A 24096-nucleotide genomic window follows, 5' to 3' on the forward strand; every position below is an offset into this window, starting at 1 on the left:
GCCCTGCCAGAGGATGCGGCAAACAATTCTGCGAAGAGGTCTGCCATGTTCCGAACGCTCGCCCCGATTGCCGCACTCACCTTGACGGCCTGCGCCACCGTTCCTGCGGCAACCGATGCGCCGGTATCACAGCCTTATCTGGAAGAGATGGTGCGCACGCTGTCCTCCGACGCGTTCGAGGGCCGCATGCCGGGCACGCCGGGCGGGGAGCGCACGGTTGCCTATCTGGAAGAGCAGTTTCGCGCGGCCGGCCTGCGGCCGGGGAACAATGGCAGCTATCGCCAGCAGGTGCCGCTGGTGGAGATCACGGGAAGCGATTTCGCTCCGCTCACCATCGGCGATCAGCAATTTCAATATGGCGAGGATTGGGTCGGCGTCAGCTATCGCCAAGTGCCACAGACCACGATCGAGGACAGCGAGCTGGTCTTCGTCGGCTACGGCATCAACGCGCCCGAGCGCGGCTGGAACGACTACGAGGGCGTCGATATGCGCGGGAAGACGGCGCTGATCCTCGTCAACGATCCCGACTTCGCCGAGGAGGCCGCCGAAGGCCTCTTCAATGGCCGCGCGATGACCTATTACGGCCGCTGGACCTACAAATACGAGGAAGCCGCACGGCAGGGTGCCGCTGCCGCGCTGATCGTGCATGAAGATTTTGCCGCGAGCTATGGCTGGAACGTGGTCGAAACGAGCTGGTCCGGCGCGCAGGCCTACACCGACACGGGCGGCGACGGCACCGATCAGACGATGATGAATGGCTGGGTCTCGAACGAGACGGCGCAGGGCATCATGGACGCGGCCGGCATGGAGCTGGACGCGATGGTTGCGGCCGCCAGCAGGCCGGATTTCCGAGCCGTTTCGCTTGGACAGGATGTCTCGACCAGCTTCACCAATGCCACCCGGCGCTATACCTCGAACAATGTGATCGGCGTATTGCCGGGCGCCGAGCGACCGGACGAATATGTGCTGCACACTGCGCATTGGGACCATCTGGGCATCTGCGCGCCTGGAGAAGCGGACGAAATCTGCAACGGCGCCATCGACAATGCGACCGGCACCGCCGCGCTTGCTGCTCTGGCGCAGGCCCACGCGCGGACAGGCGCGACCGATCGCAGCCTGGTCTTCCTCGCGGTGACGGCTGAGGAGTCCGGCCTCCTCGGCGCGGAATACTACGCGTCCGATCCTGTCTTCCCGCTCGACCGGACTGTCGGCGGCATCAACATGGATGGGATCGCGGTACGCGGCGCATCGCGCGATGTGAATGTGCGCGGTGGCGAAAAGAGCGATCTCGACTCCTATCTCGCCGATGCACTGGCAGCGCAGGGCCGCGTGGCGACGCCCGATCCCGCTCCGCAGGCAGGCTATTATTACCGTTCCGACCACTTCGCGCTCGTCAAACGCGGCGTGCCGATGTTCTACGTGAAGTCCGGCCTCGACCTTGTCGACGGCGGCACGGCTGCAGGTGAGGCTGCGGAAGACGCCTACCGCGCCGATGCCTATCACGCGCCGGGCGACGAATACGATCCGAACTGGAACTGGGACGGGATCATGCAGGATCTCGACCTGTATTTCCGCCTCGCCCGCGCGCTTGGCAACACGCCGGACTGGCCGAACTGGTACGAAGGCGACGAGTTCCGTGCGATCCGCGATGCCAGCTGCGCTTCCTCCCCCGCGGGCTGCTGACGCCATGACCTTCCGCATGCCGGCCGAGTGGGCGGAGCAGGACTGGATCTGGATCGGCTTCCCCGCACACGCCGATCTGTGGGAAAAGAACCTGGCTCCCGCGCAGGAAGCGATGGCGGCCTTCGCCAATGCGGTCGCCGAGACCGGGCAGGGGGTCCGACTGGTCGTGCGCAATGCAGCGGCGGAAATGCGCGCACGCGATCTGGTGTCGGGCGCGGTGCGGTTCGAGCGGCACCCCTATGGCGATATCTGGCTGCGCGACACCGGTCCGCTGACGGTGCTGGGGGCGAACGACAGGCGCCGGGCGCAAGGTTTCCGTTTCAATGGCTGGGGCGGGAAGTATTTGCTCGAAGGCGATATGGAGACGGGTGCCTCACTGGCCGAGGCGTGCGATTTGCCATATCGAAAGGCGGACTGGGTCCTGGAAGGCGGCGCTGTCGAAACGGACGGGACCGGGCTGGTCGTCACGACGGAGCAGTGCCTGCTCAATCCCAATCGCAACCCCGATCTTTCCCGCGAGGAAATCGAGGCGCGGCTCGAGCGCGATCTCGGCTTCGATCGCGTGCTCTGGCTTGGCGATGGCCTGGCGGGCGATCATACGGATGGCCATGTCGACAATCTGGCGCGCATGGTCGGCGAGAACACCATCGCCATTCCGCTGGCCAGCTCGCCTGACGATCCCAATGTCGCTGTTTACGAAGACGCGCGAAACCGGGCACGCAATGCCGGGCTCACTGTGCGCGACGTGCCGTCTCCCGGCTGGATGGGTCAGGGAGAGGATGCCGAACCGGCAAGCTACATGAATTTTGCAATCTGCAATCACATCGTCGTGGTGCCGACTTATGGCTCCCCGCATGACGAAGATGCGGTGGCGGCCATCGGCGATCTTTTCCCGGGCCGCGCCGCTATCGGTATTCGCGCCGATGCCGTGCTGACGGGCGGGGGCAGCTTTCACTGCGCCAGCCAACACGTTCCCAGAGCACGACCGGACGACGCATCTTAACACTTCGTTAGGATATGCGCGCGACAATAGCTGTATGGCTCGCGCAATCGCCTCTGTCCGCACGAACACCCCCCTGATGCAGGACTATGTCCGCATTTCGGTGACGAGTTTCTGTGCACTGGCGCTGATTGCCGCCGGACCCGCCCTGCCGTTTATCGGCTGATAGCGCACTTCACATCAGCAGCTTCCATAGCGCGCCCGCCGCCGCGCCGCCGAGCACCAGTGCGGTCGCCACCTTCCATCGCGCCTTGCTGACACGTCCGAAAGCGCGGTGGCCCAGCCAGTCGCCCAACAGCACGGCTGGAAAGAGCAGCAACGCCAGCTCGACTTCCTGCCAGCCGCCCACATCCAGCCAGACGAAGACGGCGGCCGAGATCGGTGTGACGACCAGGAAGATCGCCATCATGCTCGCCCGCGCCGCTTTCGGCTCCAATCGACCACGCAGGTAGAAGGGCGCCATGCCTGGCCCGGGCATGCCCGCAAAACCGCCGAAGAAGCCCGTGAAGAAACCCGACAGCGCCATGGCGGGGCGGCGGGGCATGACGATCTTTCCAAGCGGGATGACCACGAGAACAAAGGCAGCCAGCGACACGAGGGCGATGAGCAGTCGCGCCCAATCGACACCGAGCGCGACCAGCGCCCACAATCCGAGCGGCATGCAGGCGATAGCGAGCAAGGCTATCGGAATGGCCGAGCGATCTGCATCGCGGCGGATGCGGCCGATATCGGTGAGGCCGATGAGGAAAAGCGAGACGATACCGACCAGAACCGCGGCGCTCGGCGCGATGGCGAGCTGCAGGATCGGCACGAGCACAACCGAGAGGCCGAACCCCGCAAGGCCCCGCACGAAGCCCGCCGCCAGCGCCGCAAGCGCGGCGATTGCCACTGCTTCGATAGCGAAGCCGAACATCGCTACAGGTTGATCAGAGCGGCCAGTGCCGCAGCGCCGAGCACCACGCCGACGAAAGCGCGCCAGACTGGGTCGCTCACGCGGCCAAACACCAGCGACCCAAGCCAGTTGCCGAGCGCCATAAGCGGGAAAAGCAACACGCCGAAAACGATCAACCGCCATTCGAGCAGTCCCGTCACCGCGCCAGAGGTCAGGCTCGCCAGCGCGGAGACACCGAAGACGCCGATCATCGATGCCTTGGCGGTCACCCGCGCCATGTCCTGCCGGACGTAATAGGGCACCACGGAAATGCCGGGCATCGCAGCGAAGCCTGTCATGGCGCCCGCGATCAAGCCGGTCGCCCCGGTGGTGACACGGCCAGGCGCAAAGGCCGCGCCACGGCGGGGCAGGACGACGATGACGAAAGCAGCGAGCGCCGCCAGCGCGATCAGCACGCGCGCCAGTTCAGGCGGTGTGGCATCGAGCAGCAGCAGGCCGGGCATGACCGTCAGCACCAGTAGCGCGGCAATCCAGTAGGCGGACCGGTCCGCCTCGCGCAGGACGTAGCGCACTTCGCTGAGCGCAAGTGTGAAAGCGAGGATATTGACGAGCAGCACCGCCTCGACCGGTGCTAGCGCCAGAGCGAGGATCGGCGCGAGCAGGAAACCGAAGCCGAAACCGGTCAGCCCGCGGACGAATGCGGCAAGCAATGTCGCCAGCGCGGCGGCTACGATCTGCGCCGTCGAAAAGCCCGACAGGAGGTCCATCAAGGCGTGCTGCGGACGACAATGAGGCCGAGCGTTATCGCATGGAATGCCGCAATGGCGAGATTGCTGACGACGACCGGATTGTCGACGCTGACGGTCGCCGCGGTCGTCACCTTGTAAGCAATCTGGAGCGCCAGCAGACATGCGACGGCCGCCGGAAGCGGCTTGAACAACAGGGCTGCCGAACCGACCAGGATGGCGAGATACATGGCCAGCACGATCCCGCGTGCGGGGCTCGCCGCGCCGTAGGCGTCATCGGCCCATGGTGCAGCCGTGGCGATACCGTAAGCAACTGGCATCAGCACGACGATGTTCAGCACAAGCGAGACTACGATCATCCACTTCATGCGACGCGCCCGCGCATGTCCGTCAGGCCTTCAGATCGGGCGGGGTCGCGGCGTCTTTCAGCATGGCGATAGCTTCGTCGAGCGAGATGAACTTCTGCTCCTTCTCGCCAAGCGTGCGCATGGCGACGGTGCCTTCCTCGGCCTCTCGCTTGCCGACCACCAACAGATGCGGAACCTTCGCCAGCGAATGTTCGCGCACCTTGTAGTTGATCTTCTCGTTGCGCAGATCGCTTTCGACGCGGATGCCCGCCTCTTCCAGCTTCGCCACCGCTTCTTTCGCGTAGTCGTCCGCATCGGAGACGATGGTCGCGACCACGGCCTGTACCGGGGCGAGCCAGACGGGCAGCTTGCCGGCGAAATGCTCGATCAATATGCCGATGAAGCGTTCGTAGCTGCCGAAGATGGCGCGGTGGAGCATTACGGGGCGATGCTTCTCACCATCCTCGCCGACATAAGTCGCGTCGAGCCTTTCCGGCAGCACGCGGTCGCCCTGGATCGTACCGACCTGCCAGGTTCGGCCGATCGCGTCGGTCAAATGCCATTCGAGCTTTGGCGCGTAGAACGCCCCTTCGCCCGGCAGCTCTTCCCAGCCATATTCGTCATTGTCCATGCCCGCTTCGGTGACGGCATCGCGCAATTCCTGCTCGGCCTTGTCCCAATCGGAATCGCTGCCGAAGCGCTTTTCCGGACGCAGCGCCAGCTTGACGTGATAGTCGAAGCCGAAATCGCGATAGACGCTGTCCGCCAGTTTGCAGAAGGCGCGCACTTCATCGACCACTTGGCGCTCGGTGCAGAAGATATGCGCGTCGTCTTGCGTAAACTGGCGCACACGCATCAGGCCGTGCAGCGCGCCATGCGGTTCGTTGCGATGGCAGCAGCCCATTTCGCCGAGCCGAATCGGCAGGTCGCGATAGGAGGTGATGCCCTGCTTGAAGACGATGACATGCGCTGGACAATTCATCGGCTTCATCGCCAGCCAGTCGGCATCCTCAGCGACCCTCGGCGCGGCAAGGCCGTCTCCCAGCCCGTCAACATCGGGCACGATATCGGGCACGGCGAACATGTTCTCGGCATATTTGCCCCAGTGGCCGGACTGTTCCCATTGCTTGATATTCATCAGCTGCGGGGTCTTGATCTCGCGATAGCCCGCATTGTCCATCTTGCGGCGCATATAGGCTTCGAGCTCGCGCCAGATCCTGTAGCCGTTCGGATGCCAGAAGACCGAGCCGTGCGCCTCTTCCTGCAGGTGGAACAGATCCATTTCGCGGCCGAGCTTGCGGTGGTCGCGCTTGGCGGCCTCTTCCAGCCGCATCAGGTGCTGATTGAGCTGCTTCTTGTTGAGCCAGCCAGTGCCGTAAATGCGTGTAAGCTGCGCATTGTTCTGGTCGCCGCGCCAGTAGGCGCCCGCCACCCGCATCAGCTTGAATGCCTGCGGATCGAGCTTACCGGTGCTGGCAAGGTGTGGGCCGCGACACATGTCGAGCCAGTCCTCACCCGACCAGTACACGGTCAGTTCCTCGCCCTCGGGCAATTCCTTCGCCCATTCGGCCTTGAACGTCTCGCCTTCGGCTTCCCACTTGGCGATCAGATCCTCGCGGCTCCACACCTCCCGTTTCAGCGGTTTGTCGGCCTTGATGATGCGGCGCATCTCCTCCTCGATCGCGGGGAGGTCTTCAGACGAAAACGGCTCGCGCGTATCGGGCGCCTTCACATCATAGTAGAAGCCGTCATCGGTCGACGGGCCGAAAGTGATCTGCGTTCCGGGAAAGAGCGACTGCACCGCTTCGGCCAGCACGTGCGCGAAATCGTGCCGCGCCAGCTCAAGCGCCTCTTCCTCGTCACGGCTGGTCACCAGCGCCAGTTCGGCATCGCCTTCGAACGGGCGGTTGATGTCCCGCAATTCGCCGTCGACGCGCGCGGCGATGGCGGCCTTGGCAAGGCCCGGCCCGATCGCTGCGGCAACATCGGCAGGCGTGGAGCCGGCCTGCATTTCACGCACGGAACCGTCGGGCAGACTGATTTTCACGAGTTCGGTCATGGCACGCCACCTAATGCGTGCGAGGCGATGCGCCAAGAGCGCAATACGCCTTGCAGCGAAGGGGCAGACGGCGATAACCGCTTTGCCATGACGGACGCGCTCGACATAGACGGCATCGCCATCGCCTATCGCCACGCGCCCGGCAGCGGGCCCGCCGTGGTGTTCCTGCCCGGATACATGTCGGATATGGCAGGCGGCAAGGCGACGGCGGTGTTCGACCGGAGCACCGCGCAGGGTCGCGAATGCCTGTTGCTCGACTATTCGGGATGCGGGGAAAGCGAGGGTGACTTTGCCGACGGAACCCTGTCGCGCTGGCGGGACGAGGTCGTGGCGCTGATCGAAGCCAAGGTGGAGAACGAAAGCGTGATCATCACCGGCTCTTCGATGGGTGGCTGGCTGATGCTGCTTGTCGGCCTCGCGCTGGGCGAGCGGCTTGCCGGTCTCGTCGGCATCGCCTCGGCGCCCGATTTCTCCGAGTGGGGCTTCGATGCCGCGCAAAAGGCGAAGCTCTCTGCCGGGGAGACAATTTACGAAGAAAGCGATTACGGCTACGATCCGATGCCGACCCACGCGGCATTCTGGCGCGATGCCGAAAGCCTGAAGATGCTGGATAACGGGATCGCCATCACATGCCCGGTCCGCCTGCTGCATGGTCAGGACGACGATGACGTTCCGAGCGATATCTCGCTGCGCCTCGCCGGAGCGCTCAACAGCGAGGACGTTCAGGTGACGCTGGTAAAGGGCGGAGACCACCGTCTGAGCCGCGAAAGCGATATTGCGCTGCTACTTCGCACCGTCGCCTCTTTTTAGAGCGAAATACGGAGCTCCGCCGAATTTCCGCAAGGGCGGAATCGGAGCCGGAGGCGTAGATGGCCTTAGGCCACCTGCACACCCGCCAGCATTCCAAGAAAGTTTCATCTGAAACATTTTATGTGCATTGCCGATATTGCTTCGATAGAGACTGCGGGGAACTTCCGGTATCGGAACGCGCTGGAAGCCCCGACTCGCAAATGTCGGGGGAGGAGAGAGAACAGGGCATGGCCACCAGCAAGGGCGCCAGCGGCGCATCTTCCGATCTAAACAAGGCGGAACGCGCCTTTGCCAAGACGCTGGCGGACAGGATCAGCGGTTCGATCCTGCCTGGCGAATCTCCGCTCGAAGGCGAGCGGCTGACACAGGCGTCGCAATTTGTCGTCGAGGCGGCGCGGCAGCGGGAAGATGGCAAGCCCGCCATCCTCATCAGATCGGCAGCCGAAGGCCGCCGCTTCATGCGCATCGCCGTCATCAACAAGGACATGCCCTTCCTCGTCGATTCCATCGGCGCGACCATGGCCGCGCGAGGCCTTTCCATAGACACGCTCGTCCACCCGATCCTGCCCGTGCGACGCGAGGACGGAAAGCTGGCCGACATGCCCGAGGGCGACACAGGCGAGAAGAAGGAAAGCTGGGTCTATATCGAGACGCCGCGGCTCGATGCGAAAGAGCGTCGCGCGCTGGAAAAGGACTTGGAGACCGCCATCCTCGATGTTCGCGCCGCCGTTTCGGACTGGCCGAAGATGCGCGATGGCATGGAAGCGGATGCGGAGCGGCTCTCAGACGCGGAGGGCGCTGCCCTGCTGCGCTGGCTGTCGGAAGGCATGCTCACGCAGCTCGGGCATCTCACCCGGACGCGGGACGGCAAGGAGAGCGACAAGCTCGGTATCTGTCGCCGCTCGACCCCCGACCTGCTGGCCGAAGATGCCTATGATCGCGCTTTCGCCTGGTTCGACGGGACAAATGGCAAGCCGGGCCGCGCGCCGCTGATCATCAAGGCCAACCGGCTGAGCAAAGTGCATCGCCGCGTTCCGCTCGACCTGTTCATCGTGCCGATCCACGAGAAAGGCCTCGTCACGGCCATTTCGATCCATGCCGGCATCTGGACAAGCGCAGCGCTGGTTTCCCCGCCCGACACGGTGCCGGTCCTGCGCCAGCAATTGTCGACCATCATGGACCGGCTCGATTTCGAAACGGGCAGCCACGATTACAAGGCGCTGGTCCACGCGCTCACAGCTCTCCCGCACGATCTGATCATCAGCTTTTCGGACACCGACATCACCCGCGTGGCGACAGCGATGATGGGCCTGTCCGATCGCCCGCGGCCGCGCGCGACGCTTGTGCCCGCCCCGCTGGGCCGCCACCTTTTTGCTTTCGTCTGGCTGCCCCGCGACATGCTCTCTACGTCCGTGCGGTTGCAGGTGCAGGAACTGCTAGAGCGCGAGACCGGCGCGAGCACGCTCGACTGGAGCCTGATGGTCGAAGGCGGCAATCTCGCTCTGCTGCGTTATGTCATGGATTTTCGTCAGTCGCAGATCGAGCCGGACAATGCCGCAGTCGACAAGGCGCTGGGCGACATGCTGCGCGGCTGGACCGACGCAGTCGAGGAAGCGCTGGCGGAAGGCGAGGACGCCGGTCGCGCGGGCGCGCTGGCCCTCCGCTATGCCGAAAGCTTTCCGATCTTCTACCGCACGACCTACGGCGCGAAGGAGGCAGCGCGCGATATCGGTCGGCTGCGCAATCTCGCGGCCAATGTCGAGGACAGCGGCCTCACTCGCGATGCGCGCCTCTATCATGCGCCGCAGGACGAACCCGGCCGCCTACGCCTGAAGGTTTATCAGCATCACGGTGCGCTGCCGCTGTCCGATGCGGTGCCCGCGCTCGAGAACTTCGGTTTCCGTGTCTTGTCAGAGGTGCCGACGGAGCTCGGCGGCGAGGATACGGGCGTCGTGCACGACTTCGTGCTCGGCCTGCCGCAAGGGATGGAGCCGGACGCGTTGCTCGAACGCAGCGAAGAGATCGAAGCGGCGGTGTCTGCGGTGCTCAACGAACGGGCGGAAGACGATGTCTTCAATCGCCTTGTCATCGCGGTCGGGCTGGACGCGCAGGAAACCGACTGGCTGCGCGCTTTCTATCGCTATCTGCGCCAGTCCAACATCGCCTTCACGATCTACACCGTGGTCGATGCGCTGGCGGGTGCACCCAAGGTTACGCGCGGACTTATCGACCTGCTGCGTGCGCTCCATGATCCTGCGGCGAAGGGCGATCGGCAAAAGGCAGCCGAAAAGATCGAGCGCTCGATCCGCAAAGGCCTGGCAGAAGTGGTCGCCATCAATGACGACCGCCTGTTGCGCCGCTATTGGGAAACCATTCGCGCCGTGCTGCGCACAAATGCATTCGCCGATGCCGCGCGTGAGGCGCTCGCCTTCAAGATCGATTCCTCGCTCGTGCCCGGCTTACCCAAGCCCGTGCCGTGGCGCGAGATCTTCGTGTATTCGCGCCGCGTCGAGGGTATCCACCTGCGCGCCGGACCTGTCGCACGTGGTGGCCTACGCTGGTCCGATCGGCGAGATGACTTCCGCACCGAGATACTCGGGCTGATGAAGGCCCAGAAGGTCAAGAACGCCGTGATCGTGCCGACCGGCGCAAAAGGTGGTTTCTATCCCAAGCGCCTGCCCAATCCAACGGTGGACCGCGACGCATGGTTTGCCGAGGGCAAGGAAAGCTACAAACTCTTCATCCGCACGCTCCTGTCGATCACCGACAACATCGTCGACGAAAAGGTCCTCCATCCCGAAAATGTCGTGATCCACGATGGTGATGATCCTTATTTCGTCGTCGCGGCGGACAAGGGCACGGCAACGTTCTCGGACACCGCCAACGCCATCGCGATGGAGCGCGATTTCTGGCTGGGCGATGCCTTCGCCAGCGGCGGCTCCAACGGTTACGATCACAAGGCGATGGGCATTACGGCCCGCGGCGCGTGGATTTCGGTGCAGCGCCATTTCCTCGAAATGGGCGTCGACGTGCAGACCGATCCGGTGCGCGTCGTGGGGTGTGGAGACATGTCGGGCGACGTGTTCGGCAACGGCATGCTGCTTTCCAAGGCGATCAAACTGGTGGCCGCCTTCGATCACCGTCATATCTTCATCGACCCCGACCCCAACCCCGGTGCGAGCTGGAAGGAGCGCAAGCGACTGTTCGACATGGATCGGTCGAATTGGGGCGAATACTCGGAGAAGCTGCTGTCGAAAGGCGGCGGGATCTATCCGCGGTCCGCGAAACGGATCGCGCTGTCCAAGGCGGCGATAGAGGCGCTGGGCATTCCCGACGATATGCTGAAGGACGGCGCGCTCGATCCCGAGACGCTTATTTCCTGCATTCTCAGGAGCCCGGCCGACCTGATCTGGTTCGGCGGGATCGGCACGTACATCAAGGCCAGCCATGAAAGCCACGCCGATGTCGGCGACCCGGCCAATGACGGCTTGCGTATCGACGCGAAGAGTGTCGGCGCAAAGGTGATCGGCGAGGGCGCCAATCTGGGCGCGACGCAGGCTGGCCGGATCGAGTTCGCGCTCGGCGGCGGGCGGGTAAATACCGACTTCATCGACAATTCGGCGGGGGTCGATTGCTCGGACAACGAGGTCAATATCAAGATCGCGCTCACGGCTGCACGGCGCGCTGGCCGCCTGTCCGAAGAGCGGCGCAATGCGCTGTTGAAGGACATGACGGAAGACGTCGCTGCGCTGGTGCTGGAGGACAACCGCCTGCAGGCGCTCGCGCTCTCCATCGCGGAACAGGGCGGCAACCGCACGATCGGCGCGCAGGCGCGGCTCATCGAGATGCTCGAGGAACGCGGCGGAATGGACCGCGCCAATGAAGGCTTGGGCGACTCCGAAACGCTGACTCGCCGCGCGGCGGACGGCGCGGGACTGACCCGGCCCGAACTCGCCGTGTTGCTCTCGCACTCCAAGCTCGTGCTGCAGGACGCGGTCGAAGCCGGATCACTTGCCTCGGACGATGCCGCCGATCCGCTGGTGCTCGGCGATTTCCCGCCGCAATTGCAGGAGCAATTCAAGAACCAGCTGCTCGATCATCGTCTGCGCAACGAGATCGTCGGAACGGTAGTGGCCAACGGCATCGTCAATCGCATGGGCATGCTGCATCCCTTCGAACTGGCGGAAGAAGAAGGCGCCGGGCTCGACCAGGTCGGCGCTGCGTTCGTTTCCGCCAGTGCCCTGCTCGGCATGGACCGCGTGTGGCGCATGCTCGACACCGATCCGATGCCCGAAACGGCGCGCCTGATGCTCTTCGACCAGGCGGCACTCGCCCTGCGCGGCCATATCGCGGACCTGTTGCGCGCCGGCGGCGGGGATCTCTCTCCATCCGAACTGCAGAACGAGATCGGCGGCACGGTCTCCAAGCTCAACGACAAGGTCGACACATTGCTGGGCGATGAGGCGCGCGCGCACATCGACAGCATTTCAGCCCGCCTTGTCGAACAGGGCGCGAGCGAGGAACAGGCGGCGATGGTCGCCCGGCTCTTTGCCGTGGATGGCGCAATCGGCCTTTCGCGGCTCGCTCACAGCACCGAGCTGGACCCGCTCGCTCTCGCGAAGGCCTTCATCCAGCTCGGCGCAACGCTCGGCATCGACTGGGCGCAGTCGCGCGCTGCGGTGATGAGCCCTGCCGATCCGTGGGAGCGGCTCCTCGTCGCCGGGCTCGCACGCGATTTTCAGCAGATGCGCTTTGAATTCCTGCGCAACCTCGCGCGGCGCAAGAGGAAGAATGGTGGTGATCCCGTTGCCATGATCGAGGCCTGGGCCGACAAGCACGAGACGACTATCGCGCAGTTCCGCCGCATGATCGCCCGGGCGCAGGCGGCCACTCCGGTCGCCCCCGCAATGCTGGCGCAGATTGCCAGCCAGGCGCGCAACCTGTTGCAGGGCTAGATCGCGCCCTTGCTTGACGCGCGCCGCGATTTTGCCCACCCCGCATGACCATGATGCGTCATGACGTCGTGATCGTAGGGACCGGGCATGGCGGAGCGCAGGCCGCCATCGCGCTGCGTCAGCAGGGGTTTGACGGCTCCATCCTCATGATCGGGCGCGACCGCGCGCCGCCTTACGAACGTCCGCCGCTCTCGAAAGAATATCTCGCCCGCGACAAACCGTTCGAGCGCATCCTGATCCGTCCCGAGAGCTTCTGGGCGGACAAGAACATCACGCTGATGCTCGGCCAGGCGGTTACGAAGATCGACCCGGAGCCGCATGAAGTCGAACTCGGATCTGGCGAGCGTATCGGTTACGGCAAGCTCATCTGGGCAGCGGGCGGCGATGCCAGGCGATTATCTTGCCCCGGCGGTCATCTCGAAGGTATCCACACCGTGCGCGACAAGCGCGACGTCGATGCGTTGCTGGCCGATCTCGATGCAGGCGTAAAGCGGATCGTCGTGATCGGCGGCGGTTATATCGGGCTGGAGGCGGCTGCCGTGCTGCGCGGGCTGGGCCGCGAAGTGGTGCTGGTCGAGATGAAGGACCGCCTGCTCAATCGCGTCGCAGGCGCGGAACTGTCGGAATTCTACGAAGCGGAACACCGCCAGCGCGGGGTGGATATACGGCTCGGCGTAACTGTCGAGCGTCTGCTGGGCGAGGATCGCGTCAGCGGCGTCATGCTCGGCGATGGAGAGGAAATCGCCTGCGACGCGGTCGTCGTCGGCATCGGCATCGTCCCGGCCGTCGGCCCGCTCATTGCCGCCGGTGCCGCCGGGGCGAATGGCGTGGAAGTGAGCGACACCTGCCACACCAGTCTGGAGCAGGTTTACGCCATCGGAGACTGCGCGGCGCATGCGAATGTCTGGGCGAATGGCGCGGTGCTTCGCCTAGAAAGCGTGCAGAACGCGCACGATATGGCGACCACCGCGGCGAAGGCCATTTGCGGAGAGCCGCAGTCCTACGAGTCCTTCCCATGGTTCTGGTCCAACCAATACGATCTCAAATTGCAGACCGCCGGGATCGGCATCGGTCATGATGCCAGCGTCGTGCGTGGAAACCCGTCGGAGCGCAGCTTCTCGGTGATCTACCTGAAGGACGGGCGCGTCATCGCCGTCGATGCGGTCAACAAGACGCGGGACTATGTGCAGGGGCGAAAGCTGATCGAAGCGCGCGCGCAGGTCGATCCGGCGGACCTTGCCGATACTGAAAAAGTCCTCAAGGACCTTCGCTGAGCCGCGACAGCGCCCAGCGCGCTGCTTCCGCAACGACATCGTCAGGATCGCGCGTCAGCGTCCGGACAATCGGCTCCAAGCCCCGATTGCCGCTATTGCCCGCCGCGGTCAGGCAATTGCGCACGAACCGATTGCGACCGATCCGCTTGATGGGCGAACCGGAGAATTTCGCCCGGAAGGCCGCATCGTCGAGAGTAAGCAACGCGTCCAATCGCGGTGCCACCAAGTCCTCTTGTGGCGCGAAAGCACGGTGGCGCGCGGCGGACTGGGCGAACTTGTTCCACGGGCAAACCGCCAGGCAATCATCGCAGCCATAGATGCGGTTGCCGATCGCTTCGCGGAATTCGTCCGGTATCGGCCCCTTGTGCTCGATTGTGAGGTAGGAAATGCAACGCCGCGCATCGAGCCTGTACGGCGCAGGAAAAGCATCGGTCGGGCAGGCGTCCTGACAGTCCCGGCACGATCCGCAGCGATCGGAATGCGGCGCATCCGGCTTCAGCGCCAGTGTCGTGTAGATCGCGCCGAGAAACAGCCAGCTGCCATACTCACGACTGACCAGATTGGTGTGCTTGCCCTGCCAGCCCAGGCCCGCAGCCTCCCCCAGAGGTTTTTCCATGACCGGTGCCGTATCGACGAAGACTTTCAACTGCGTGCCGGGTTCCCGCTCCACCAGCCAGCGCGCCAGTGCCTTGGCAGCCTTTTTCAAAGTGTCGTGGTAATCGCGGCCCTGCGCATAAACCGAGATGCGTGCCCTCTCGGCATCGCCTTCCAGAGCCAGCGGATCGACATCCGGCGCGTAGCTCATGCCTAGCGCAATCACGCTTTTCGCCTCGGGCCACATCGCATTGGGGCCCTGGCGCACATCGGCGCGGTCCTCCATCCAGCCCATCGTTCCGTGATATCCGGCGGCGAGCCATTCCTGCAATCGCCGCGCCTGCTCCGGGTTGTCCTCAGCCGGTGCGATCCCGAACGCGGCGAAGCCGAGCTCGCGCGCTTTTTCGCGCAAAGCGTGCTCCAGCGATTGGCTATCGGGCGAATTAACCATAACGTGGCGACAGGGCGTTCATTCATTCCGTCTAGCGGCCCGAACATGGACATGGCGACCGGAAATATGACTGCCACACCCGTCGACACTCGCCCGCTCGCCATCGACGCGCGCGGCCTTGTGAAGCGGTTCGACAAGACCCTTGCCGTGGACGGCGTCGATATCGCGATACCGGAAGGGGCGATCTATGGCATTCTCGGGCCCAATGGCGCAGGCAAAACGACGACACTGCGCATGCTGCTCGGCATTATCGATCCGGACGCTGGCACGCGAAGCGTGCTGGGCGCGAGCAATCCGCAGGACGTTGCGCGGCGGATCGGCTATCTCCCCGAAGAGCGCGGCCTCTACCCCGCGATGAAATGCGACGAGGCGATCGGCTTCATGGGCGCCTTGCGCGGCCTGCCATTGAAAGTCGGGAAAGAGCGCGGCCGTGAACTGCTCGAAGCGCACGGGCTCGGGCATGCAATCGACAAGCAGATACGCCAGCTGTCGAAGGGCATGGCGCAAACAGTGCAGCTCCTCGGAACGCTGGTGCATCGGCCGAAACTCGTCGTGTTCGATGAGCCGTTCAGCGGTCTCGACGCAATTAACCAGGGCAAGCTGGAAGTGCTGATCCGCGGCCTGGCGGACGAAGGCACGACAGTGATCTTCTCGACTCACGTCATCGCCCATGCAGAGCGTTTGTGCGAAGGCATCGCCATCATCGCCGGTGGCAAGGTTCCGTTTACCGGCCCGGTCGACGAAGCACGCGATCGCATCCCGGCGCAGGTTCGCCTGGAAACGCGCAGCGCGGACGGGCCATGGCGCGCGGCGCTCCCCGGCGATACGCGGCGCGTCGGCAATTACTGGTCCTTTCCGCTTCCCGAAACCGGCGTCGAACCTTTGCTGAAGGCACTCATCGATGGCGATGCGGGCATCCTCTCGCTCTCCATCGAGCGCGCCGGTCTGCACGACGCCTTCGTCGCCATTGCCGGTGAAGCGGCGGCCCGTGACATGGTGACACGGGGTGGGGGAGAAGCGGCATGAGCGGCAATGCGGTGAAGGACGGCAATCGTCTGTCGCTTTGGCGCGCAGCCTGGGTCATGGCACGCCGCGATTTCAGCGCTATCCTGTTCAGCCGCACATTCATCTTTTTCCTGCTCGGGCCGCTCTTCCCGATCGTCATCATGGCCCTTGCTGGTGGTGTCGGCGCGCAGGTTCAGAGCGAGGCGTCGGGTGCCGATGTCGGCATCGCGATGGAAAGTCGCAATGTCGATGCCATGCTCGAAGCGCGTGACGCACTTGCCGAGCAGATACCCGGCGCTATCCCGGAAATGGTCGCGATTGCGCGCCTCGCGCCGGGTGAGACTTACGACGCGCGCGCCGTGCTGGAAGATGCGCAAGGCAGCCTTGCCGCCGTCGTGACCGGCACGCCCGAAGCGCCTGTCCTTACCGCCACACCGGGCCGCATCGCGCGCTGGCAAGGCACCATCGGGCTGGTGGCGGCCAGGGCAACGGAAGGTGCGCCCGTGCAATACCCGCCGGTCGGCACGAGCGTGGTCGAAACCAGCGGGGCGGCTGAGACGTCGGGCCGATTGCGGACCGCGCAAGGCGGGCAATTGCTGCTCTTCCTCCTGATCATGTTGCTCGCCAGTATGGTCTTGTCCAATCTGGTCGAGGAAAAAGGCAACAAGATCATAGAGATACTTGCCGCCGCCATTCCGATGGATGCGGTTTTTCTGGGCAAGCTCTTCGCCATGCTCGGCATTTCCGTCGTCGGCATCGTCGTTTGGGTCGGCACGGGTGCCAGCATACTTCTGGCCAGCGGCATGTCGCTTTCGGACCTGGCCAATCCCGGTGTGGGCTGGACGATGTTCTTCCTGCTGTTCGCCGCTTACTTCGCGATGGGCTATCTGCTGCTGGGCTCGATTTTCCTCGCCGTCGGTTCGCTGGCGACGACCGTGCGCGAAGTGCAGACACTTTCCATGCCTGCCACCATGTTCCAGATCCTGGTGTTCTTTTTCGCCAGCCTCGCTGTAACCGACCGGGGCGGATGGATCGAATATACTGCCATGGCATTCCCGCTCAGCTCCCCCTTCGCGATGGTGGCACGCGCGGCGACGGAAGACGCGCTGTGGACGCATGTGCTGGCCCTCGCATGGCAGGCCATGTGGGTGGCGATCTTCATTCGCATTGGCGCCGGTCTTTTCCGTCGCCGGGTGATGAAGTCCGGCCCGCGAGAGGCGCGTCGCCAGCCGATTATCAAGGCGTTGGCGAGAATGTTCAGGAACGGTTCGTCCGCTGAAATATAGGGCTCTTGCTATGAAAAAATCCGTCATCGATCGCCGCACCGCTCTCGGCCTGCTTGGTGCGGGTGCTTCTCTTCCGGTCTTGGCTGCCTGTGGCGGTTCCGAAGCGCGTGCACAGCAGAACTTTCCCGTGCAACGCAGCGAAGCCGAATGGCGCCGGCGGCTCAGCACCCAGGAATTCCGCATTCTTCGCGGGGCGGGAACGGAGCGCGCATATTCGTCCCCGCTCAACGACGAAGAACGACGCGGCACCTATCACTGCGCGGGTTGCGGAAATCGGCTGTTTTCCAGCGCACATAAATTCGACAGCGGAACCGGCTGGCCAAGCTTCTGGCGTCCGATCGACGATGGGGCGGTAGGCTATTCGACCGACTACCACCTCGGCTATCCGCGCCGTGAAGAGCATTGTGCGGATTGCGGCGGGCATCTCGGCCATGTCTTCAATGACGGGCCGCGACCAACCGGCAAGCGGCATTGCATCAACGGCGCGGCGCTGGATTTCCGCCCGGCCTGATCAGCCGCGGTTTTGTAGGGCGAGCGCAATCCGCGCAAGCTCTCCAAACTGCAGAGTGTTGTCGAAAACGAGACCGCTTGTGCCGTCGCGTCGCCAGCGCACCTTGGCGAAGATATCCTCCATACCTTCGGCGACAAGTTTGACGCGCTGATCGATTGCGAAGCCGCTTCGGCAGGCAACCTTGGCGCCCTGCTGCGAAATGTCCTGAAAGGTGGCATGCTCGATACGTCCGGCAGCCTCGATCTCTGCAGGAGCTGTGAGGTTGATGCGCACCGGACGTTTGCTGAAGGCGCTCGGCGAGGCGATGATGCGGGCGATGTCGGCTTTTACGGCGAAACGGAAACCGGCGCGGACCTCTTCCTGCCATACCGGATCGACGCTGTAACGATCGCCATTCTGAAGCTCGAGGATCATACGCCCCTGATCGGGAATCGGGTGGAAGATGCGGACGGAGACGCCGCTTTCGGACGCATCGCGGATGACGCAGAGAAATTCGCCGTCGCGCGACACCAGCTTCGCAGCCCTGATCAGCAGAGTGTACCGCGTAGCGTCGCGCTGATCGGTGTGGTCGACCAGTTTCTGTTCTGCCGTCGCCACTCTGCCCTCCTGATCGGTTCAACGATTGCAGGCAATTAGGCAGGAAGAAGTATGGAAACGCAGCGACACCCTATCGGGGATTTTGCGGAGGCGATCTCGGCATTGCCGTAAATTATCGGTCGGCCCTGTCGGTCATCCTGCATCGGAATGCTGGTGCGGGCGGCGGGACTCGAACCCGCACGTCACAAGGGACAGGGGATTTTAAGTCCCCGGCGTCTACCATTCCGCCACGCCCGCACGCGCATGGCCTAGCGAGCGCGTCGGGCGGTGCCAATGCTGTTCGATGATGCGCGCGTCGGACAACGCGTGACCGCTCAACCCTCGTTGAGCCGCTCCCGCATATCCTTGCCGGGCTTGAAATAGGGAACGCGCTTGGCCGGGACTTCCACCGCTTCGCCGGTGCGCGGGTTGCGCCCCGTGCGCGCTTCGCGCTGGCGGGTCGAAAAAGTGCCGAAGCCGCGCAATTCGACACGGCCGCCTTCGGCCAGCCGCTTTGCAATCTCGTCGAAGAAGATATCGACGACTTGTTCGACCTCTTCCGGACGCAGGTCGGGATTGTCCGCTGCAAGAGACTGGAGGAGTTCGGACCTGATCATGACATTTCCCAAACACTATCGAGCGCGACCCGATCGCAGTACTATCTTGCGAAAGTGCCAAAAAATGATGCTGCACGCAACGGAAATGCACATTTATCAATATATGTGAGTGTTGCGGAGGCTCGTCGGATTCGCTCAGCCGCGCGCGAGCAGGTCAGCCGCATCGAGACCGAGCCGGTCCATCCGCTCGCGTATCGAGGGCCATTCCTCCTGCAGAAAAGCCTCTCGCTCGCTCTGGCGCAACTTGCTGGCGGCGCCCTCGCGAACAAACATGCCGACGCCCCGCTGCACGCGGATGAGCCCGTCGGACTGGAACTGCTGATACGCCTTAGCGACGGTAAGGGGATTGGCACCCTGTTCCGAAGCGAATGCCCTTACGGATGGCAGCATGGCCCCTTCGGCATAGCGGCCATCGAGGATGGCGGCGGCGATCTGCTCTCGTAGGCGGAGATAGACGGGGCGGGTATCGGCCATGACGGGTGCATCACTGCCATAATACAGCGTGGCGCGTCAAGCCGACGTAGCCATGCAGGCGACCGTTTCATCCGCAACTTCATGGCTTCACATAAACGAAACAATCGTTAGTGTGCGCGGCTCTCGGGGAGGGTCCGGCACGACGATCGGCCCGTTAACGACAAGGACAATTACCCAATGGTCGAGGGCGTCTTCTTCACATTCGATTCCGGTTTCGAGATGTGGACCTTCCGCATCGCGGTGATCGCGCTAGCCTCTTTTCTAATCGGCGGTTTGGTGTTGATCACACGGCCGCAGGAAGAAGTCATCGGCCACCCAAAGGGCCTTTTCCTGCTGTTCATGGCCGAAATGTGGGAGCGCTTCTCCTATTACGGCATGCGCGCGCTGCTGATTTTCTATCTCGTCCAGCACTGGCTGTTTTCCGACAGCGAAGCCTCGATCATCTACGGCGCTTATACCGCGCTCGTCTACATCACGCCGGTCGTCGGCGGCTATCTGGCGGACCAGTATCTCGGCCAGCGCAAGGCCGTGCTCTTTGGTGCGATCCTGCTGACCTTCGGCCATTTCTTCATGGCGTTCGAAGGCGACGGCGGGCAGGCAGATGCGACGATCAACGTCTTCTGGCTGGCGCTGGCGCTCATCATCGTCGGCTCGGGCTTCCTGAAGGCGAATATCTCGGTGATCGTCGGCCAGCTCTATGCCCGCACTGATGTGCGGCGCGATCCCGCTTACACCATCTTTTACATGGGCATTAACGTCGGCGCGGCGACCGCATCCATCATCTGCGGCTATCTCGGCCAGACGGTGGGCTGGGAGTACGGCTTCGGCCTCGCCGGCTTCGGCATGCTGATCGGCCTCCTCTTCTTCGTGTTCGGCAAGCCGCTCCTGCTCGGCAAGGGCGAGAGCCAGCATCCCGAGCGGATCGCGGGCGCCAAGGAATGGAAATTCTACGGCATCGGCCTCGCTCTCGTGGCGCTGTGCTGGATCGCCATCCAATTCCAGGACGAAGTTGGCGTCTTCCTTGGTACCTTCGGCGCGGCGCTGGTATGTTACGTCCTAGCCGTCGCGGTTTTCCAGCTGCCATATGGTAATTTCCGCACCGCACCGAAAGCGGCTTTCAACAGCTTCGCCGCGCTCTCAGTTGTCCTCGTTTTCGCGATGTTCTTCGTGTCCGGCAGCGGAACGGTGGTCTCCGAAGAACTAGGCACCTTGATGCGCTGGCCCGCAGCCATCGGGTTCGGTGGCGTGCTGACGATCATGATCCTGCAAATGGTGGGCAATGCCAGCGACGAGCGAGATCGTATCATCGCGGCCCTGTTCCTTATTATCGTTTCCGTCGTATTCTGGGCACTGTTCGAACAGGCCGGGTCGAGCCTGAATCTGTTTACCGAACGTCACGTCGATACGGGCGGTGTCAATGCGTCGATGTTCCAGTCGATCAACGCGATCTACATCGTGATGCTGGCCCCGATCTTCGCGACCGTCTGGCAATTCCTCGGCAGCCGCGGAGCTGAGCCGAGCACGCCGATGAAGTTCGGCTTGGCGGTCGTGCAGGTCGGACTCGGTTTCCTGGTCCTCGTCTGGGGCGCTCAGAGTGCGGGCGTCAACGTGCCTACGCCGGTCATCTTCATCTTCCTCATCTATCTGCTCCACACGACTGGCGAGCTCTGCCTTAGCCCGGTCGGCCTGTCCGCGATGAACCGACTCAGTCCGGTGCAAATGGCGTCGCTCATCATGGGCACGTGGTTCTTCGCTTCCGCCACCGGCAACTTCGCCGCTGGGCGGATTGCCGCCGCAACGGGTGCCGAGGGCTTGGGCGAAGGGTCCGGCAAACAAGTCGTGCTCGACGTTTACAGCACCGTCGGCTGGTATGCCGTCGGCATCGGCGTCGTCGTGATGGTGATCAGCCCGCTGGTGAAGAAGCTGCTGCATCTCGATACACTCACGGACGACAATGTCGGCGACGACCTGCTTGGCCAGGCCGAAGGGCCGGGTGAGCCGCAGGGCGCTGGCTGGCATCCTGAAACAAAGCCGCAGGGGTAAGCGATATGGATCGTCTTTTCTTGAAGGGCGGTCCATCCGCCGCATTTGCATCTCTTGCGGCACTGGCTCTCGCCAGCTGCGCAACGACTGCGAGCGACGGTGCCGAGCCCGCCGCGCCGGATAGGCCCGAGACTGCCTCCGAGCCCTACGCATCGACCTACGCGCGCTATCCGGGCGTGCCGACCGCTCTGGTTGGCGCAACCATCTATGACGGCGCGGGCGGAAGGATCGACAATGGCGTCGTGCTGTTCGCCGACGGCGAGATCGTCGGCATCGGCGATGCGAGCCTATCCATCCCGGCGGGCTACACGCAAATCGATGGCACGGGGCGATATGTCACGCCCGGCATTATCGACATCCATTCGCACCTCGGCGACTATCCCACGCCGTCCGTCGATGCCCATGCAGACGGCAATGAGGCAACCAGCCCGACAACGCCCGAAGTCTGGGCCGAACATTCGGTCTGGCCGCAGGATCCGGGCTTCTCCCGCGCGCTGGCAAATGGCGGCATCACCAGCCTGATGATCTTGCCGGGGTCGGCAAACCTCATGGGCGGCCGCTCCGTCACGCTCAAGAATGTGCCCAGCCGCACGGTGCAAGGCATGAAATTCCCCGGCGCCCCCTATTCCATGAAAATGGCGTGTGGGGAGAACCCAAAGCGCGTCTATGGCGGCAGGGGCCGCATGCCGTCGACCCGCATGGGCAATTTCGCCGTCAATCGCGAAACCTGGCTGAGCGCGCTAGAATACGCCGCCGAGGAAGAACCGGATCGTGACCTCGCCATGGAAACGCTGGCGGGCGTTCTGGACGGCGAAATCCTCATCCAGAACCACTGCTATCGCGCCGACGAAATGGCGCTGGTGATGGATATGGCCGACGAATTCGGATACCGCGTCTCGGCCTTTCACCATGCCGTCGAAAGCTACAAAATTGCCGATATCCTGCGTGAGAACGAGGTGTGCAGCGCCGTGTGGGCGGATTGGTACGGTTTCAAGATGGAAGCCTACGACGCAATCCCGGAAAACGCCGCCCTCATTCACAATGCCGGCGCCTGCGTGGTCATCCATTCTGACGATGAGAACGGTATCCAGCGCCTGAACCAGGAAGCGGCCAAGGCGCAGGCCGATGGGCGGCGCATGGGGATCGACATTCCCGATGCCGACGTGATTGGCTGGATCACGCTCAATGCCGCGCGCGCTATGGGTATCGATGCGATGACCGGCAGCCTGGAGGCGGGCAAGATGGCCGATGTCGTGCTGTGGAACGGCGATCCGCTGAGCATCTATTCGCGGCCGCAAATGGTGTGGATCGACGGGGCGCTGCTTTACGACATGAACAATCCGAGGCTGCGCCCGGTGAGCGATTTCGAGCTTGGCCAGCCTGGTGAAGGAGATGTGAAATGAGCATGCGCATCGCCCTCTGCACCGCAATAGTCGCCATGACGGCGTCTCCACTGGCCGCACAGGATATCGCCATCACCGGCGCAACGATCGCGACCGGCGATGGCAGTGAACCGATTGAAAATGCAACTGTCGTGGTGCGCAGTGGGCGCGTCGTCGCCGCTGGCGCGAACGTCGCCGTCCCCGCAGGCATGGAAACGCTCGATGGTAGCGGGACATGGGTCACGCCCGGTCTCTTCGCGTCACTGACAGAGCTTGGCATCTACGATGTCCAGGCCGTGAGCGAGAGCAACGATGTCGGCGCATCCGGCTCACCTTTCAGTGCCGCGCTCGATGTCAGCCCGATCATCAATCCGAACTCGCAGGATATCGGCTATAGCCGCGCAGGCGGCGTGACGCGGGCAAGCGTGACCCCGCGCGCCGATGCCAGCATTTTTGCCGGCCAAGGGGCGATCATCGACACGGGCGCAGATTACGACGCGGTGATACGGCCCCGAGCTTTCCAGGTGGTCGAAATGGGTGAGCGGGGCGCGCGTCTCGCAGGTGGCAGCCGCACCAGCGCGCACGCTCTTCTGCGCAACGCCCTGCGCGAAGCGGGCAGCTATGGCGATGATGCGCGCCTCACCGGACGCAGCGCCCGTAATCCTTCGCGGACCGGTGACGACCTGCCGCTCGATCCGCGCCTTACCGGTCGGGCGGAGCGTGATGGCGACGTGCTGCTGACTCGCTTCGATGCGGCCGCCCTTGTTCCTGTCGTGACCGGAGAACAGCGACTCTACGTCAAGGTAGAGCGCGCATCGGACATTCTCTCCACGCTCGCCTTACGCGAAGAATTTCCCTCACTCGACATGGTGCTGGTTGGCGCGACCGAGGGCTGGATGGTGGCGAACGAGATTGCCGCATCGGACGTGCCCGTTATCGCTGCCGCCCTTCGCGATCTGCCCGCCAGCTTCGAACAACTGGCTGCAACGCAGAGCAATGTCGGGCGCATGGTCGATGCCGGGGTCGATGTCGCGATCGGCGTCTATGACAGCAGTGGCGACCATCCACGCGGCCTTCCGCAGCAAGCCGGAAATCTCGTCGCGCTTAACCAGGTAACGGGCGCAACCGGCCTTAGCTGGGGTGAAGCTTTTGCCGCCATCAGCTCAGTGCCAGCGCGTGTCGCTGGACTCGAAAATGCGGGTGTTCTTTCCGCCGGAGCGCATGGCGATCTGGTGGTCTGGGATGGCGACCCGCTGGAAACAAGTTCCGCGCCGATCCGCGTTTTTATCGACGGGGTCGAACAGCCGCTGGACAACCACCAGACGCGCCTGCGTGACCGCTACCGGACGCTCGACGAAAGCCAGCTGCCCGCGGCCTACCGGCGGTGACCC

The 24096-nt window shown here is 63.6% G+C and carries 20 protein-coding genes and 1 tRNA gene; 12 read left to right on the forward strand and 9 right to left on the reverse strand.

All coding sequences use genetic code 11. From position 1 onward, the window contains the following. Positions 1-45: 45 nt before the first annotated feature. Genes D6201_RS09040 through D6201_RS13175 form a run of 3 tightly spaced genes read left to right on the forward strand, consistent with a single transcriptional unit; the run spans position 46 to position 2849 of the window. Positions 46-1683: a M28 family peptidase gene (locus tag D6201_RS09040; RefSeq protein ID WP_120048494.1), complete on the forward strand. Its 1638-nt coding sequence runs from the start codon at positions 46-48 to the stop codon at positions 1681-1683. A gap of 4 nt (positions 1684-1687) precedes the next feature. Continuing rightward, the gene (locus D6201_RS09045; RefSeq protein WP_120048495.1) at positions 1688-2686 is read left to right on the forward strand and encodes an agmatine deiminase family protein; all 999 of its coding nucleotides are present in this window, start codon (positions 1688-1690) and stop codon (positions 2684-2686) included. Positions 2687-2720: 34 nt separating this feature from the next. Next, the gene (locus D6201_RS13175; RefSeq protein WP_277949490.1) at positions 2721-2849 is read left to right on the forward strand and encodes a hypothetical protein; all 129 of its coding nucleotides are present in this window, start codon (positions 2721-2723) and stop codon (positions 2847-2849) included. Between the two features lie 9 nt (positions 2850-2858). Here D6201_RS13175 and D6201_RS09050 read toward each other — a convergent pair whose 3' ends face one another. The 4 genes from D6201_RS09050 to thrS are packed head-to-tail and all read right to left on the reverse strand — an operon-like array spanning position 2859 to position 6727. Then, entirely contained in the window at positions 2859-3596 is a 738-nt protein-coding gene (locus D6201_RS09050) for a sulfite exporter TauE/SafE family protein (protein ID WP_120048496.1), read from the reverse strand. A gap of 2 nt (positions 3597-3598) precedes the next feature. Then, positions 3599-4342 carry a TSUP family transporter gene (locus tag D6201_RS09055; protein WP_120048497.1) on the reverse strand — a complete coding sequence of 248 codons (744 nt, stop codon included), beginning with the start codon at positions 4340-4342 and terminating at the stop codon, positions 3599-3601. Continuing rightward, complete coding sequence (locus D6201_RS09060) at positions 4342-4689, reverse strand: hypothetical protein (protein ID WP_120048498.1); 348 nt, start codon at positions 4687-4689, stop codon at positions 4342-4344. Before D6201_RS09060 ends, D6201_RS09055 begins: the two co-directional genes overlap by 1 nt. Positions 4690-4711: 22 nt before the next feature. Then, positions 4712-6727, reverse strand: coding sequence for a threonine--tRNA ligase (thrS, locus tag D6201_RS09065; protein ID WP_120048499.1), 2016 nt, complete (start codon positions 6725-6727; stop codon positions 4712-4714). 87 nt (positions 6728-6814) lie between these two features. Between thrS and D6201_RS09070 the strand changes: the two genes are divergently transcribed. The 3 genes from D6201_RS09070 (at position 6815) to D6201_RS09080 (ending at position 13766) form a co-directional block, all read left to right on the forward strand. Then, positions 6815-7537, forward strand: a complete 723-nt coding sequence (locus tag D6201_RS09070) for an alpha/beta hydrolase (protein WP_120049316.1) — start codon at positions 6815-6817, stop codon at positions 7535-7537. Positions 7538-7764: 227 nt separating this feature from the next. Next, entirely contained in the window at positions 7765-12492 is a 4728-nt protein-coding gene (locus tag D6201_RS09075) for an NAD-glutamate dehydrogenase (protein WP_120048500.1), read from the forward strand. Positions 12493-12542: 50 nt separating this feature from the next. Next, a complete protein-coding gene (locus tag D6201_RS09080; RefSeq protein ID WP_120049317.1) occupies positions 12543-13766 on the forward strand; it encodes an NAD(P)/FAD-dependent oxidoreductase in 1224 nt (407 codons plus the stop codon). Here D6201_RS09080 and queG read toward each other — a convergent pair. Continuing rightward, positions 13750-14811, reverse strand: a complete 1062-nt coding sequence (gene queG / locus D6201_RS09085) for a tRNA epoxyqueuosine(34) reductase QueG (protein WP_120048501.1) — start codon at positions 14809-14811, stop codon at positions 13750-13752. The genes D6201_RS09080 and queG overlap by 17 nt on opposite strands. Positions 14812-14877: 66 nt before the next feature. On the opposite strand from queG, the gene D6201_RS09090 reads away from it, so the two are divergent. The 3 genes from D6201_RS09090 to msrB are packed head-to-tail and all read left to right on the forward strand — an operon-like array spanning position 14878 to position 17613. Further along, positions 14878-15837: an ABC transporter ATP-binding protein gene (locus D6201_RS09090; RefSeq protein WP_120049318.1), complete on the forward strand. Its 960-nt coding sequence runs from the start codon at positions 14878-14880 to the stop codon at positions 15835-15837. Beyond that, the gene (locus D6201_RS09095) at positions 15834-17102 is read left to right on the forward strand and encodes an ABC transporter permease (protein ID WP_120048502.1); all 1269 of its coding nucleotides are present in this window, start codon (positions 15834-15836) and stop codon (positions 17100-17102) included. The genes D6201_RS09090 and D6201_RS09095 overlap by 4 nt, the downstream gene beginning before the upstream one ends. 10 nt (positions 17103-17112) lie before the next feature. After that, entirely contained in the window at positions 17113-17613 is a 501-nt protein-coding gene (msrB, locus tag D6201_RS09100) for a peptide-methionine (R)-S-oxide reductase MsrB (RefSeq protein WP_120048503.1), read from the forward strand. On the opposite strand, the gene D6201_RS09105 is transcribed toward msrB, so the two are convergent. From D6201_RS09105 to D6201_RS09120, 4 genes are all read right to left on the reverse strand, one after another. Then, the gene (locus D6201_RS09105) at positions 17614-18210 is read right to left on the reverse strand and encodes a PilZ domain-containing protein (RefSeq protein ID WP_120048504.1); all 597 of its coding nucleotides are present in this window, start codon (positions 18208-18210) and stop codon (positions 17614-17616) included. Between the two features lie 151 nt (positions 18211-18361). Next, a tRNA-Leu gene (locus tag D6201_RS09110) sits at positions 18362-18447 on the reverse strand. A gap of 77 nt (positions 18448-18524) precedes the next feature. Then, a complete protein-coding gene (locus D6201_RS09115) occupies positions 18525-18806 on the reverse strand; it encodes an integration host factor subunit beta (RefSeq protein WP_120048505.1) in 282 nt (93 codons plus the stop codon). Between the two features lie 135 nt (positions 18807-18941). Continuing rightward, positions 18942-19280: a GntR family transcriptional regulator gene (locus D6201_RS09120; RefSeq protein ID WP_120048506.1), complete on the reverse strand. Its 339-nt coding sequence runs from the start codon at positions 19278-19280 to the stop codon at positions 18942-18944. A gap of 177 nt (positions 19281-19457) precedes the next feature. Between D6201_RS09120 and D6201_RS09125 the strand changes: the two genes are divergently transcribed. The 3 genes from D6201_RS09125 to D6201_RS09135 are packed head-to-tail and all read left to right on the forward strand — an operon-like array spanning position 19458 to position 24093. Continuing rightward, positions 19458-21323 carry a peptide MFS transporter gene (locus tag D6201_RS09125; RefSeq protein WP_120048507.1) on the forward strand — a complete coding sequence of 622 codons (1866 nt, stop codon included), beginning with the start codon at positions 19458-19460 and terminating at the stop codon, positions 21321-21323. 5 nt (positions 21324-21328) lie between these two features. Next, on the forward strand, positions 21329-22726 hold the full coding sequence (locus D6201_RS09130) for an amidohydrolase (protein WP_120048508.1): 1398 nt from the start codon (positions 21329-21331) through the stop codon (positions 22724-22726). Continuing rightward, complete coding sequence (locus D6201_RS09135) at positions 22723-24093, forward strand: amidohydrolase family protein (RefSeq protein WP_120048509.1); 1371 nt, start codon at positions 22723-22725, stop codon at positions 24091-24093. The genes D6201_RS09130 and D6201_RS09135 overlap by 4 nt, the downstream gene beginning before the upstream one ends. Positions 24094-24096: the final 3 nt, after the last annotated feature.

The sequence above is a fragment of the Aurantiacibacter aquimixticola genome, from assembly GCF_003605475.1.
Lineage (GTDB): Bacteria > Pseudomonadota > Alphaproteobacteria > Sphingomonadales > Sphingomonadaceae > Alteraurantiacibacter > Alteraurantiacibacter aquimixticola_B.